The organism is Pseudoalteromonas luteoviolacea (genome assembly GCF_018100925.1).
Lineage (GTDB): Bacteria > Pseudomonadota > Gammaproteobacteria > Enterobacterales > Alteromonadaceae > Pseudoalteromonas > Pseudoalteromonas obscura.
The window spans coordinates 356244-370729 of the sequence record NZ_JAGJEH010000007.1; the positions used below are offsets into that span (position 1 = coordinate 356244).

Annotated in this window: 15 protein-coding genes; 5 read left to right on the forward strand and 10 right to left on the reverse strand. The window is 41.5% G+C overall.

Going from position 1 to position 14486, the window contains the following annotated elements:
- The first annotated feature begins 16 nt into the window (after positions 1 to 16).
- Both J8M00_RS28620 and J8M00_RS17090 read left to right on the forward strand, forming a co-directional pair.
- Complete coding sequence (locus J8M00_RS28620) at positions 17 to 964, forward strand: GlxA family transcriptional regulator (RefSeq protein WP_211011740.1); 948 nt, start codon at positions 17 to 19, stop codon at positions 962 to 964.
- A 118-nt stretch (positions 965 to 1082) separates the two neighbouring features.
- A complete protein-coding gene (locus J8M00_RS17090; RefSeq protein WP_211011741.1) occupies positions 1083 to 1400 on the forward strand; it encodes a hypothetical protein in 318 nt (105 codons plus the stop codon).
- 58 nt (positions 1401 to 1458) lie between these two features.
- On the opposite strand, the gene J8M00_RS17095 is transcribed toward J8M00_RS17090, so the two are convergent.
- The 4 genes from J8M00_RS17095 to J8M00_RS17110 form a co-directional block, all read right to left on the reverse strand.
- A complete protein-coding gene (locus J8M00_RS17095; RefSeq protein WP_211011742.1) occupies positions 1459 to 2022 on the reverse strand; it encodes a metal-dependent hydrolase in 564 nt (187 codons plus the stop codon).
- A gap of 220 nt (positions 2023 to 2242) precedes the next feature.
- Positions 2243 to 2803 (reverse strand): DUF3833 domain-containing protein, encoded by a 561-nt coding sequence (locus J8M00_RS17100; protein WP_211011743.1) that lies wholly within the window; start codon positions 2801 to 2803, stop codon positions 2243 to 2245.
- Complete coding sequence (locus J8M00_RS17105; protein ID WP_211011744.1) at positions 2800 to 3327, reverse strand: chalcone isomerase family protein; 528 nt, start codon at positions 3325 to 3327, stop codon at positions 2800 to 2802. The genes J8M00_RS17100 and J8M00_RS17105 overlap by 4 nt, the downstream gene beginning before the upstream one ends.
- 149 nt (positions 3328 to 3476) lie before the next feature.
- Positions 3477 to 4391: a LysR family transcriptional regulator gene (locus J8M00_RS17110; protein ID WP_211011745.1), complete on the reverse strand. Its 915-nt coding sequence runs from the start codon at positions 4389 to 4391 to the stop codon at positions 3477 to 3479.
- A gap of 98 nt (positions 4392 to 4489) precedes the next feature.
- On the opposite strand from J8M00_RS17110, the gene J8M00_RS17115 reads away from it, so the two are divergent.
- Entirely contained in the window at positions 4490 to 4972 is a 483-nt protein-coding gene (locus J8M00_RS17115) for a GNAT family N-acetyltransferase (RefSeq protein WP_211011746.1), read from the forward strand.
- A 7-nt stretch (positions 4973 to 4979) separates the two neighbouring features.
- Here the strand turns inward: J8M00_RS17115 and J8M00_RS17120 are convergent, their stop codons facing one another.
- The 3 genes from J8M00_RS17120 to J8M00_RS17130 all read right to left on the reverse strand — a co-directional run bounded on the left by J8M00_RS17120 (position 4980) and on the right by J8M00_RS17130 (position 6841).
- Positions 4980 to 5471: a DUF2314 domain-containing protein gene (locus tag J8M00_RS17120; RefSeq protein WP_211011747.1), complete on the reverse strand. Its 492-nt coding sequence runs from the start codon at positions 5469 to 5471 to the stop codon at positions 4980 to 4982.
- 311 nt (positions 5472 to 5782) lie between these two features.
- Complete coding sequence (locus tag J8M00_RS17125) at positions 5783 to 6166, reverse strand: hypothetical protein (RefSeq protein ID WP_211011748.1); 384 nt, start codon at positions 6164 to 6166, stop codon at positions 5783 to 5785.
- A 108-nt stretch (positions 6167 to 6274) separates the two neighbouring features.
- Positions 6275 to 6841 (reverse strand): uracil-DNA glycosylase family protein, encoded by a 567-nt coding sequence (locus tag J8M00_RS17130; RefSeq protein ID WP_211011749.1) that lies wholly within the window; start codon positions 6839 to 6841, stop codon positions 6275 to 6277.
- Positions 6842 to 7460: 619 nt separating this feature from the next.
- On the opposite strand from J8M00_RS17130, the gene J8M00_RS17135 reads away from it, so the two are divergent.
- Together J8M00_RS17135 and J8M00_RS17140 are read left to right on the forward strand one after the other, a co-directional pair.
- Entirely contained in the window at positions 7461 to 9059 is a 1599-nt protein-coding gene (locus J8M00_RS17135; RefSeq protein ID WP_211011750.1) for a PepSY-associated TM helix domain-containing protein, read from the forward strand.
- The gene (locus J8M00_RS17140; RefSeq protein WP_211011751.1) at positions 9056 to 9391 is read left to right on the forward strand and encodes a DUF3325 domain-containing protein; all 336 of its coding nucleotides are present in this window, start codon (positions 9056 to 9058) and stop codon (positions 9389 to 9391) included. Before J8M00_RS17135 ends, J8M00_RS17140 begins: the two co-directional genes overlap by 4 nt.
- Before the next feature lie 676 nt (positions 9392 to 10067).
- Here J8M00_RS17140 and J8M00_RS17145 read toward each other — a convergent pair.
- The 3 genes from J8M00_RS17145 to J8M00_RS17155 all read right to left on the reverse strand — a co-directional run bounded on the left by J8M00_RS17145 (position 10068) and on the right by J8M00_RS17155 (position 14483).
- The gene (locus J8M00_RS17145) at positions 10068 to 11726 is read right to left on the reverse strand and encodes a hypothetical protein (protein WP_211011816.1); all 1659 of its coding nucleotides are present in this window, start codon (positions 11724 to 11726) and stop codon (positions 10068 to 10070) included.
- Between the two features lie 64 nt (positions 11727 to 11790).
- Entirely contained in the window at positions 11791 to 13794 is a 2004-nt protein-coding gene (locus tag J8M00_RS17150) for an alkaline phosphatase PhoX (RefSeq protein ID WP_211011752.1), read from the reverse strand.
- A gap of 152 nt (positions 13795 to 13946) precedes the next feature.
- The gene (locus J8M00_RS17155; protein ID WP_247687434.1) at positions 13947 to 14483 is read right to left on the reverse strand and encodes a lipocalin family protein; all 537 of its coding nucleotides are present in this window, start codon (positions 14481 to 14483) and stop codon (positions 13947 to 13949) included.
- Positions 14484 to 14486 lie beyond the last annotated feature (3 nt).

A 14486-nucleotide genomic window follows, 5' to 3' on the forward strand; every position in this document is an offset into this window, starting at 1 on the left:
GCAATGGTGAACAACCGTGAATATCTATTTTGTTTTCGTAGCAGACACACTCCCTCTCGATTTTGCTGGGCCCTTGCAAGCATTTCTAGAAGCTCGGCGATTAGGTGTATCCTTTGATATAAAATATGTCAGCGCTTCAGACCAACTGGTGTGTGATGGCGGATTGCAACTACAAAACTTAGCACCTCTACCTGAACAACTAGAAGCTGACGACATTATAGTCATTCCGGGTTGCCACCATGCTTTTGAGGCATACTCTACAGAATCGTCACTTCAAACCATACAATGGTTGAAAAATACAATAACTCATCAAGCAATTTTAACAATATGCTCCGGCGCAGTGCTTGTAGCCAAAGCTGGGTTATTATCGCATCGTACTTATACCACTCACTTTCACCTCATAGATAAAATGCGCCAAGCATTTCCTGAATGTGTCGCGCTCGAAAACCGCATTTTTGTTGAAGACAGTAATATTATCAGCAGTGCGGGGATCAGTTCAGGTATTGATATGGCTATCTATTTTATTTCGACTCGATTCGGTGAGCATATTGGCGCACAGGTAGCACAGGAAATGCTTGTGTACTTTCGTCGCACAGGCCAAGACCCACAATTGAGTAGTTGGCTGCAATATCGTAACCATATGCACCGAAGCATCCACAAAGTCCAAGATGCCATTTGCAGCAACGTAGACAGACATTACTCTCTTGAACAACTTGCTACGATTGCCAGCCTATCTCAACGACAATTAAGCCGCTTATTCTCACTCCATTTAGGGATCACACCACGAGAGTACTTACTGCACATCAAAGTCGGGCATGCGAAACAACTATTAAAGCACAGTAATCAAAGTATTGAAGTTGTTGCACAACATTGCGGCTACTCAAGTGGCAGGCAGTTTAGACGTGCGTTTACGCAGGTTACACACCTTAGCCCACAGCAATTTCGTCAACAACATGCTTGTTGAGCTGCCTTCAAGTTTGTGAGTAAAAAACAACCATGCAATGACGAGTGGACCATAAATAGGATTTATATTATCTTTATGAGCGTCTAGACTCAAAGAAACTGTAACCTACGGAGTGTGTATGAGTGATTTATTACTCTATATCCAATTACGTTTAGAACCTGGCTGCATGGGGCCACAAGGTAAAGACCATATTGAAGCTTTTTGTCAAAAAGAAAACGCAGGCCCGTGGCAAAACCAGTTTGCGACTGTCTGTGTAGTGCCTAGGTATGATAAAACCTTACCCGAATGGGAATATAGAGTAAAAAACAAACTGTTAAGTGCAGAGCAAGCATCCAAGTTTATCTCCATGCATGCTACTACTAAATCTGAGCTGGAAGATAACATCGAATCGTATATGGCTGAAGAAATAGATGCGTATATGGATGGAAAGTTATAGTACCCAGTAGCCTCTCGAATTCCGCTAGAAGGGGTGTATTACACAGGGCTCAGGGTTACTATCTTACATTATTTTTTCCAACATATTTGGTATACATGTTAAATACTTCAGCATCCATGCGCACACTGAGCACTTCTAAACAGGTTATCTTTTTATCCACCGCAATGTACAGGCTCGCTAGTAGTAGTGTGGCGGTAAATAACTGATTTTGCCAACCATTAAGCAACCATTGCTGTGCCCATACTAAGGTAAACTCACTTGATAACGGATATAAATAATAAATAGGCCACTGAAAGCCGTCAGGTCCCTTTGACCCCATCACATCACACAATATGTGTAGGTGAAAACAAATAAATGATAGTGTCCAAACCACATGCTTTTGTGCGCTCGCAAGCCATGCACATATCGAAGCCAAAACAATACTTGTAGCCAAGTTATGCGTTACAACATGATGTAATTGACCATACCAATTAGAGGTACCGGTGAGCAGATCAACCGCAAGCCCTAAACCATCCACATCGGCTACAACCCCAGAAACAGTAACTAAAGTACGCTCTCTTCGGTATTTCAGTAATGTTGTAGAAATGGTCCAACTTAGTAAGAAATGTGTTCCTGGTGCCACGCTGCGCTCTCAAATTTAAATGCTACATGTGCTCAGCTAGAGGAATGCAGCAAAGGTCACTGATATTTTCCTCAGTAACCTTACTCACTCAAATTGAATGCTCGCTTAACAACTTTAATAGCCAAAGAAAACCGCGTTTCAACACTTTGCGTTACATGCAAATACGCCCTAACGCGATTAAATTCGAGCTTTAATAAGATGCTTGTAGGCTACCATGTAATCAGTGTAAACCCCCTGTACAGCCTCGCTTAGAATCCATATTTTGCATAAAAATTGTTACTTCAGCTACAACAAAACCAAACTTTTTGATATATGAACGGTTCATCAAACTGCAATTGTCAAAGGCCCACATCCAGTCATCAAAGACAACTCGATATGTCGTGTCATCAACTGGTAAGTCCATTTCGTATTGCCATCTTAAAGCATTTCCATAAATAGTGCCCATCGCGGTAGTCGCGATATCAGGTGCACTTCCTATATAGCCATTGCCACTTTTACTAATAGTCCAAACTCGGTGTTTGACTCCGTCCCCATATCCATAGTTAAACCTCTCATCTAGTACCAAACGGCCATCACCATCAACAGAGCCGTTTATATCGACTTTAAATCGCTGCACCAATTCGCCGTTACGATTTTGCACTATGCCCCACGCATGGACTCGACCATCAAAAAAATTGTACACATCTATTTTGGGGGTCATACTTTGATATTCATCACTTTGTACTGCACTTTGACACCCAGACAACAACAGTACCGAAATTAGTAAAAAGACCTTATTCATGATTTCCCTCCAATCAGTTTTGCACGCATGGCAGGCTCAGATGTTTTTTCTCCCAGCCAAATATCAAAAAACCACTTAGTAAAATTCTGATCTTTTATTTCACCCAATAGTTTGTTGTTATCGTAAAACAGTGTAGAGCCGTCCTCCCTCCTTACGCCAAAGAGTGAGTAATTATCTGAGACATTGGGAAATATTTGCTCCATTTGGCCTAGCCACTGTTGTCCAAGTTGTTTGTTATCAAACCCTTGTTTTTCCATCTCTTGTAATGACCTTTTGGCAATCTCATGGCCATTTAAGTCTCGTAAATAGGTGAGCTTCAATACAAATGGTTGCTGGCTGTCAAACCGCCCGGTAGCGGAGTAAAGTCGAATATCATAAATGTCCCAAAACAAATAAGTCATTCGTGCAGTTTTACCAACTTGCTTCATATTCTTAGTTAAATTTAACGCATCCACTTCATTGCTGTTAGCAATACCGCACACAAGTAGTAACAAAGCCATTAGGCCATATCTAAACTGTTTCATTTTTAATCCATCATTGTTGTTCAACAGTTTGTACGTTTGTGGCGAGCAGATTGTTCACAAAACCCTTTTTATAGTGAACGCGCTTTATCTCAAATTGGGATCAGGTTTTTACTAATTGCGGGAAAGGTGCATACCGTATAAGCGTGTGATCAAGTAGAGTTGCTCAAACTATAAAATTGGCAAAACTGGGTGACAAACCACTGTAACTTTGGGTCACATTGACGCGTTTTATGCCAGTATAATTTGACTCGGTAATTTGGGATCTCTACTGGTGGTTTATGAATCGTCAAACCACTCGCTTTGGCCACATGTTCTGCGTATTTCGCAGGTAGCGTCAATAGCCAATCAGTGTCAGCTAATAGCGAAGGGGTATTTAACATATGCGGCGTAGCGAGTACCACTTTGCGAGACTTTTTGGACTGTGCCAATGTGTGATCCACAATGCCTCGAGTTTCGTTCCACGGAGCAATTAAGACATGAGGCTTAGACATGAATGTTGCCAAAGGAAGCTTCTGAGGCAAAGACTGTGAGGCGCAACTTAACGTCACGTACTCCCCCTCAAACCATTTCAACTGAGCAAGGCTTTCAGATGTCTCTTGTTGATGCTCAAAACCACATACAATATCTAGCTTTTGTTCTTTGAGCGCTTGAACTGGAATACGCTCTTCGAGTTGGATGATCTGTATCGACAGGTGACGAAACTGATTGAGTAAGTTGCGCAAAAATGGTTTTAGGCACCAAGCAGTATAATCTGTCGCTGCGAGCGTTATGCGCTCGACTAAGTGTGGTTCAAAAGGCTTTGCGTCTTGTAGCCCTAGAGTGATGGCTTCAAATGCAGGCATAACATCTGCTGCCAATCTATTGGCATACTCTGTCGCAAGCATTTTATTGTTTTCTCGAACAAATAAATCGTCTTTTAGGCGTGCCCTGAGTCGGGTCAACGCATGGCTACACGCTGACTGACTCATATGCAAAATATTTGCGGTTTCTGTAACCGAGCCTGTTTCATAAAGTACAACAAACAGCTTCAACAAGTTTAAATCTATATTTGGTATATTACTCATGCATTTAATACATACATCAAGTGCAAACTATGCACTTTATTCATGTGTAACTTAACAGTACACTTCTGTATATCTAAGTCAAACAGGAATTACCAAAGATGAGCCTAACTATTCGCCCCGCTCAGATCCAAGACGCAGCAACCATCTTGCACTTTATCAATGAGCTAGCTATCTACGAAAAAGAACCGGATGCTGTCAAAAACACTGTTCAAGACATTGAAAAAAAGCTGTTTGGTGATGATGTCCGAGCACATGCTGTAATTTGTGAACAAGGCGATGAAGCGATTGGTTTCGCGGTTTACTTCTTCAATTATTCAACCTGGTTAGGTAAATATGGCCTCTACCTTGAAGATTTGTACGTCGCCCAAGATAAACGTGGTGCAGGTGCCGGAAAAGCGCTTATGAAACACTTAGCTAAACTGGCTGTGCAAAAAGAGTGTGGACGCTTCGAATGGGTTGTACTTGACTGGAATAAGCCAGCCATCGACTTTTATCAAAGCATTGGCGCAGAGCCACAAGATGAATGGATCATTTACCGCTTAACCGGTCAAGCGTTAAAAGACTTTGCTGAGCAACCGTAAACACCAATTAATCAATATATTTATTTTGCATTGCTTTGAGCTCCGGTGGCAAAGCAATGCCTTCACGCTCAGCAATCGTGAACATGGCTCGCTGAATAAAACCGCCATAAATATTCCCGGCATTATCGGTGATCTGCCAATCTTCAATGTCGTCTATCTGGCAAACATAATTGTGTGCCATCTTACCGGTATGGGTGATCGGTGGTGTTACCAAAAATACGCTGACCTCATCACCTTTGATCCCCTCAACATGTGCACCTAAGTGCTCAACAACGCCTCCATCGCTTTCAAAGCCCAATTTTACAAACGCGTCATTGGGATATCTTAAAAATAATGCTCTAAATTCGTCTAACGACGCTTTTGCCAGCGCAATAGCCTCTAGTACAAGGGGATCATTTGGATCGGTCTCGAGTGGCGGAAAGTCCTGAGACTCTGAACTGTACCGATTGTGTAACCAAAAACCTGCGAGTATAATGACAATTATTAAACCCCAGTACATATTTTCTCCTAGCCACCTCATGTCCATATATTAAGTGCGAATTTTTAACACAAACTAAGACAAATCATAGACCAATAACACCTAACTTGGATTAAATTTGCAGCAAATAGGGGGGAGGGTGGTGATGATTAAGCTAAATAACTCACTACGTTTTGCTATCAAAAACACATTACACCCGGTTCAAACGGGTACAGAACGAAAAGACCTGAATGTATAGAAACAATTGGTCAACATCCCATATGTAAACAAATGCAAAAAACAGAATTTTCACAGTCATTTACAATAAAAATATTAATTATATTAAAAACGCCTTAGGCTGTTCTTTTTTGTTCTCGTTTAGCTTGCTTTCGGCGCATACTATTGCCAAGTAAATCTTCTCTGCTCACCAAAAATCCACAAATACTACTTACTACAATGTAAATACCATACATGGACCCTATGTAAACCCAATCATTTTCACTGGTCAAAAGTGATAGATTAGTACCATCATTCACAAACATCACATTAATAATAGAAAATACAAAAACAGCGCGATAGTACAATGCGTGCCCTAAATGGCTGGCAAAAGCAGCTACAAGCAAGGAAAATAAGGCTAAATAGAAACCAATAACCGAATTGGCACCAGGTTGATAACTTGGGTAGAGGGCAATTATCGAAATCAATACCGAGATCCATCCCGATAGGTGATAAATCATTTTCAGTTCCTTTGAATTAAAATGTTATTTTTTGTAAACCAAGGTATTTGGCGATTATGGTAGATGTAATGCAAATTCGCAACTCCTTTGAGGTGACATACATGTTGGTTAATTCATTAAAATTTCTGATACACGACTTTTTAATGCAGGAATTGCATTTATCTCAAACCATGGGTTTTGCTTTAACCAATATAAATTACGTGGACTCGGATGCGGTATCGGCATTTGCTCAGGCATGTAACTCGCCCACTCTCTAACTGTGTCTGTTACATTGGTAAAGCCTTCTAAATGGTATGCTTGCGCATACTGTCCAATCACTATCGAAAACTCAATATTGTGAAACTCAGCGAGTAATCTTTTTCGCCATGTTATTGCACAGATTTTAGGTGGAGCTTTATCTCCAGATTTGCCTTTCCCCGGATAGCAGAACGCCATCGGGACAATAGCAAACACGGACGGATCATAAAATTGCAGCTCGCTTACGCCCAGCCATGCCCGCAGCTTTTTACCACTGGCATCATTAAACGGCTTTCCAGTTTTATGGACACTCATACTTGGGGCTTGGCCTGCAATGAGTATTTTTGCTCTCGCATTTCCCTGCACGACAGGCGAGGGATCATGTTCAAACTGTTCAGTGCACAAGCGGCATTGCGCTATTTCGTTTAATAAGCTCATAAAAATATCTTGTGATGCTACGGGTCTAGACTCAATTCAATCGTCAGTAAAAATAGACCGATAGAACCAAATAAAAATTCACCGAATTAAAAAACTTTTTTAAATACAAAGCTTCCGCTGCCAATATAGAATAAATTAGTTTTCAAAACAAAGACTGTATTACCAATAAATTAATTTCACTTCTTTTTTGTAGCCAAAGTTTTAACAGTTTTCTTTCGAACCTAGATAGTTGTACATTAGACGCATTTAGCAATGATAACTACTGTCATTTACAACACTATTCGTAGATAATCATCGATCTGATAAAAAACTTTAGGAACATTATGTCACAAGCCGATAATGCTTTGACTTTTCAGTACAGGCTGAGTGTTTTGTCCCGATTTTGCGCGGCAATTTTGGGCGGTTACTTTTTTACTGCTTACAGTATTTCTTTGTTAAGTCTGCTACTTCCCACAAGCAAAGTAGATGCCGTTTTGTACAGCGTATGCTTGAGCATCTTAATTTACAGCTGTGTATTCATCGCCGTATTTTCCGTCCGCTCACTCATACATATCTGGACTGCACTTGTTGTTAGCATAGGTACTATAGCATTGCTCATCGGCTATATTCAGGGGGGATCATGAAAGATAGTTTTTTCCGATCAATGACTTGGCTACATACATGGGTTGGCCTTTTGATGTGCTGGTTGTTATTTTTAATATTTTTTGCTGGCACGATTAGTTTTTTCCGCCATGAAATTAGCCTGTGGAATCAACCAGCTGTGCACAATATCGAAAATAACAAAGTACAGCAAAGTGCATTGATCGATGCGGGGTTAGAATATTTAGGGAAAACAGCACCTGATGCCAACCGTTGGTGGATTGGTCTACCATCACCTAGGCAACCTGAAGTGCAAGTGTCACATAGACATAGTCAACCAGATGGTCAGCGTGATAAATGGATCGATGAACGGTTAGATCCAAATACGCTTAATCAAGTTGATGGCCTCGTCGATACCCGAGGTGGTAACTTCTTTTACCGGTTACACTTTGACTTACACTATATGGACCGTAAATTGGCACGCTGGCTAGTATGTCTTGCTTCCTTATTTATGCTAATAGCGCTTATTTCAGGCATTGTCATTCACAAGCGTATCTTTAAAGATATGTTCCAGTTTAGGCCTCAAAAAGGCGTCAGAGCATGGCTAGATGCACACAACTTATCTTCTGTTCTTGCACTTCCTTTTCATCTCATGATCACCTATACGGGACTAGTGACATTAATATTCATGCTCTTTCCCGACCCTGCAAACACCTTATATGAAGATGGTGTTAAAGGGTTCAGAGCTGATTTTTACCCTGAGCGTCAGCGCACAGAAGCGACAGAGCAACAGTTATCCACTCCAGCCTTTGACAGTGCTTTCGCGCATTTTCATCTTAATTGGCCAGAGCAAAAAATTAAGCGCGTCATCGTTGACCATCCAAGTAATATGAGCGCAACTATCAAAATATATGGCGACAATGGTACTCTGATCCGCGATGAACACCCATACTGGCAATACTCTGGTACAACAGGAGAACTGCTAAAAACGGCACGACTAGACCCCAGTAGTGGGGAAGTTTTATACGGTGGCATGATTGCAGTTCATAGCGGGAGACTTGCTCACCCTGGCTTGCGGTGGCTTTACTTCATCTGTGGTATCGCTGGCTGCATTATGATTGCATCTGGCTGTATTATGTGGGCAAAACGCATCAGAGAACGTCTAAAACCAGAGCAATCTCCCAGCTTTGGTCTAAAGCTTGTCGAAGCTCTAAATCTTGGTACCATCATGGGATTGCCTTTAGCTACTGCTGGTTTCTTTTATGCAAATAGACTCTTGCCATCAGGCATTTCAGATCGTGCGGAAAAAGAAATACTGGTCTTCTTTATCGTGTGGCTAGCATCTGCAATTGTTGCGGGGATCCGAAGAAATAAACTTGCCTGGCAAGGCTTCGCATATCTTAATGCCGTAACTTGGCTACTACTGCCTATTTGTAATGCCCTCACCACTGATGGAAATTTAATGACGTACATCGTGGAGGATAAATGGATCCTAGCGAGCTTTGATCTAGCATTTTTGGCTACCGCTGCAGCTTTTGCTCTACAAGGTAAAAAGCTCTCATCTAAATCATCTAAAGCAAGTGCAGTGAAGGTAAAGCCAGTTCAAAAGCATACTTTAAATAGGGAGCAAAAAGCATGATTTATGGCTTGGCGACACTATTATGTTTCGGTGCGTTTTACGCATTTGCAATGGCCAAAACCCCTCATTACAAAAGCGTATTTGGCTCTAGGCCAAGCCAAAAACAAACTCAACAGTTTAAGTTTGCTGCCTGGATCATTATTTTACTAAGTTTTCTGGTCAATTTAACCCAAGCTATTGGGTACGGTAGCTTAATGTTTTGTGGACAAATGGCGCTTTCAGTTTTGCTTATTGCGCTGTGTGTTACGTACAAACCACTTTGGCTGAGATCACTTTTATACGTACTTCCTACTACAACGGGTGCTTTGGCAATTCTCATTGCTGTTCTGTAACCTATTTCAGCGGCTGCAGCATGGAGCTGACAGCCGCAGAGATCACTATTTTACTAGCTCACCCGCCAATTAGAGATAAAATACCACTTGCGCTCGACTCCAATTGCCTTTTAAGTTAGTAAAAAACTGATCTGGCATAATAAACAAGTCCACTAAGCTAGTAAAATTCTGATCTCTAAGCAGTCTTCACCTCCTTGCTGTTAGTAAAAATGTGATCTGTGGCTGTTCTCTTAGTAAAAACATGATCTATCTTCGGCAATTGCTCACTGCATGTTGGTAAAAATATGATCTCGATATGCGTTTAATCGAATCTAGTTCGCTGAAATGCATAACTTTTATAGCTACAGGTAAGAATTTTGATTAAATAACGACCATGAGTTAGTAAAAAATTGATCTATGAGATATCAGCTCACTTTTTTACTAAGTATTGCCCTATAAGTTAGTTAAACTCTGATCTCATCGAGCTCAACTTAGTAAAAAATTGATCTCTTCAATATGATCCATACATCATAGAGGTGCGAGCAACGTTATTAGAGGACGATAATAACGCTTGATAGTAACGTGATAACAAAATTTACAGTAATCAAATTCAGTGCGTAAAATAATGATCTGAGCTGAGTATACTCAAAGAGGTGTCATAGCTACAATTAATGTAAATACGACACCTTTCCTGCGGTCAGTCCTCGTTTTTAGACCAATCCAACTGCATATCCCACTTAAATTGCTTATCTTCTCGCAGAGGAGCCTGTGAATCATCCACTTGCTCGAGTACATTTTTCGCTTTCACCATGGTTGCATCACGGCCAAATAGAAAGCTCTGCTCTTTGACTATTGTTAGATATGCTTTATTTAATGCCAATGCTCGCTCCTTTGAGGGAGTGATAAGTTCGTATAAGTTAACTGCTTTTTGCACTTTTTCTTTATCAACTTTACCACCTGTAAACCACTTTTTGAGCATTTCTTGGTTTTGTCGGAATTCATCACCCCCTCCTACGCGAGACATATAAGTGAGAAACTCACCTTGCTCTTCGCCAATGTTGGGAACATCTTGTTGTGTTTTTAAGTTGATGTAGCCCCACCCAGCAGCTCCTTCAACTTTACGTGCAAATGAAAATGTTTGGTCATAAGTTGAACCAACAGTCTTATGGCATCCATTGCAAAAAGCCAACTCCTGAGCATGTTGAGGACGCAGCTCACCTTGGCTGTCTTCAATATACCCATTGATCGTCCAGCCAAACGTATTGTTCACGCCCTTGTCACCCAAATATAGCGTGATAGGTAACTTTTCAAACTCTTTTTCTTTTGCTTCTCGATAATATGAGGCAGCAATCTCTTGATTCGTTTTAAAGTTATGCTTTTTCATATAGCGCAACTCTTTTAACCTCGGCGCATTATAAATATTACCTCGTTTATCAACCCCTAAGTACCGAACCGTATGCAACAATTCCGTGCCTTCGGGATAGAGCATGTGCGCCAATGGCGCGTCTGCATCTCCAACATAGTGAGCTTGTTTTTTTATTAGAACTATCTCTGTCAACTGCCCATCATTATTAAGGTCTTGTCCAATATGCTGTTCTGAAATAGCAGGGACAGAGATCTCATTAAGACCTTTTAGTGCCAGCTCGGTTAAGCTTAGGTTTGCCAAGTATACATCTTTGTTATATTGGCCTTTTAAGGTTTGAAAATTACGAGGCAGCCGTATCATTACGTCGCCAGTAGACCCATTTGTAGGCCAAAATGTACTGGGAAAAGGCTTATAGTTAAACGCAACCCAACCGCTGCCGTCACGCGCAAAGCCAAGCTCATCAAATGCTTTTTCTGGAAATGCCAAATTTTCAAGAGGTGTAATTTCACCGCGCCAATCACTACGCTTAGCCATTTTTTCGATAAATGGCGTATAGTTGTCTTGTTCAATCCAGTTAGTAATTTCTTGATCTGAGATAGTTTTGATAAGGTCTGAACGATCGATAAATAAGTTTTTCCAGTGGTTTGTTAAACCCAGATCTGAAAATTCGTAATCTCCTTGCAGATCACCATCATTCATAACATTTGGGCGCTGTTTTTGTCCGTGATATGACTGATGACAGGCGTAACACGGGTTATTTACACCCTCTGTTTTGGTATAGCACTGCGGTGGGATCACAGATTCCGGATTGTATACTTCATCGTGTTCAATATACGCCATCGCCGGAATATCATCACCCGGCTGGTATGGAGCACCTTGGCTCGCTAACACATCTTCTGTTGGTAAAATTTTGCTCTGCTCAGGTGCGTCAGTACACCCAGCTAATAAAACTAAGGTTGCCAGTGTTGAAATAAGTAATGGGTATTGCATTTGTATGACTTCCATTTTTAATGCTAAAAAAAGCGGTGCGCAGCACCGCCTCAGTAACTAATTGTTATTTTGATTTAGGGTCATACATCCACAATGTGTTGTTGTACTTCCAAGATGAACTGTGATCTTCTCCGATAAGAATACGACCGTCACGCATAACAACAACATTGTCAGGCTGCGCTAATTGACTTGCATCACAACGCTCAGAAGCATCCAGCGATGAACGATAAGTTGAGCCCATCACAACAGGTTCAATACGGGTTAAGCTATAGTTGTTATCAATGTGCGCGCGATATACACCACCGCAATCTTTTACACGAGCAGACAATTGAATGTCGCCTTGGCCATCAATCATGGTGTTATCGATATCTGCGATACCTATATATAAGTAGGCTTTTTCTACTACTTCACCTGCGATCACATCTTGACCAGTCACAGCTTCAAGCACACGATCATGGTTTATTGCCAAACCTTCAAGCTTACGCCATTCTGCGGTTGCGCCCTTAAGACGTGCCGCTTGGCGTGACTCTAAAAATGCCACACGGTCATCCATAGGTTTACCGGCTGTTACAGGTGATCCGCCTAGCGCTTCAGTAGGGTAGGTTGCATTGCCATTCGCCCAAGCCTCTACATCTTCCATGGAAATATAGTTGGTTTTACCATCTACATAGCTTTCAGGCGTAATGCCATCATACTCAACTATCCAATCTAAAATAGCTGCGTTAGTACCCGTTGCAATCTCTATCCACTCAATGTCAAACCCTGTAACAGCTGGATCTGATAAGCCTTTATCTTGCATAAGCTTTGCGCCATATAAAGTACCAGAGCTAAGATCTTCAGCGGTATCGGCAACAAATTTGAACAGCACACCACCGGTATCATCTTGAGAGGAGTAAACAGTGCGTCTATCAGGCATGACAACTGCATTTTCATGCTCATATCGCCCAATCGTATAATGTTTTTCAACAACAGGCTTATCTGCCATCGGAGATTTTACTTCTGCAATGTAGCCATAACGATATGGGTTCGGTGATTCAGGTGCTAAAAACTCTCTAAATTGAGTCAAACGGGTGCTTACAACCGGTGCATTCCACTCTGGAGCTGTGGTTGTATCAACAGCCGAATTGACAATCCACTCTTCTGAGGTCAGCGGAGTTCCCCAAGGAGATACTGAGCCAAAACAGTTTGCCGCTGTGCCTTTTACTGAGTCGAAGTCGATCATCATGGCCTGCTCAACGCTCCATTGGCCATTTTCGCTCTTGCTCATTTTCAAACGGCTCATGCCGCCTGGGTAATCTTCCCAGTTGGTGAACAAATAACCTGAGTTTTCTGATTCATAGATAAAACCATTAAAATCTGGCATGTCATTTTTAATGATTTCGTTGCCTGAGGTCATACCGTAGATTACACCGAGTCCACCCGCTAAACTGTTTGTTCCTAGGTCATTAAATGTGTCACCACTTTGACCTAAGATTTGGTATTGGCCTATTGCAGTTACAACTGTTTGTTCCTCAAATTCAGTTGCATGAAGTGGAGCATCAACTAAATTGCGAGGCAGTTTATTGAAGTTAACACCAGTAAGTACGCCCACTGTTCCTGTATTAAATGGACGATTGTTAAAGCTATCTACCGCCGTGTTTTCATCGCTAGGGTGTTGCGCGTTAAAAAATAGGTCACCTTGCTCAGTTAAGAAAATCCCCGTTACTTCCGAGCCTCTAGGTACAGTCGCGATCCGCACTAGACCGGTACCGCCATTGATACCATCAGCACCATTAACGCCGTCAATTCCATCTACGCCGTCTGTGCCTTTTTCTCCATCAGCACCGTCAGTGCCATTGGCTCCATCAACGCCATTCTCGCCATTAATACCATTAGTGCCATCCTTACCATTAGTGCCATCAGCTCCATTGATCCCGTTTGAACCATTTTCACCAGCAGGCCCTGCGGTCCCTTGTTCACCTTGAATACCTTGTTGACCTTGAACTCCTGGTGCACCATCATCTCCACTACATGCCGTTAGTGCCAAAGTGACGGCTGAGGCAATTAACGAATAGGCTATGCGCTTCATTTTTATTACTCCGATTTATTTGTTGCTACATTGGGTTTTTAATAGGCGCACATAGCCTGACCGGAAGTAATGACATTTAAGTTGATGAAAGATGAAACTTTTTGGTCATAAACAAGACAATATCAAGATTACTGTAAAGGGGCTTTACACTGTCAAACATCCTCATGCTGCATAAATATTAACTCATCAATCGCATAGCCAGAGTCTTTGGCAGTCTTTTTAAAGTCCTCCAAAACCCTTTGAGGTACATGAGGTGTACGCGACAATAACCATAGATACTCCCTATCATAACTAGTTACATAAGCGTACTGATAGTGAGCGTGGTCTAGCTTAAATACAATATAGCTACCATAGAAAGGCCCCCAAAATGATACTTTCAGATGACCGATGTCTTGTGAAGATACAAACTTGGCTACCCCTTTAGCTTGTTTCCAAGTACTTGTATCCGTGACATAGCCTCGGTTAATAACCGCTACGCTGCCATCTTCATTTAACGTATAGGTTGCAGTCACATTTTGCATTCCTCGCTCAAAACGATGATCGAGCCTAGCAATTTCATACCATGTACCTTGGTAACGCAGTAGATCAAAATTATTGACGGGCGTGATACCTTTGGGGACACCCGTACAAGCCGTCAATATTAGTAATAAACCAATAACACCTATTTTCGACAATTGAGTTAATTTCAAAGC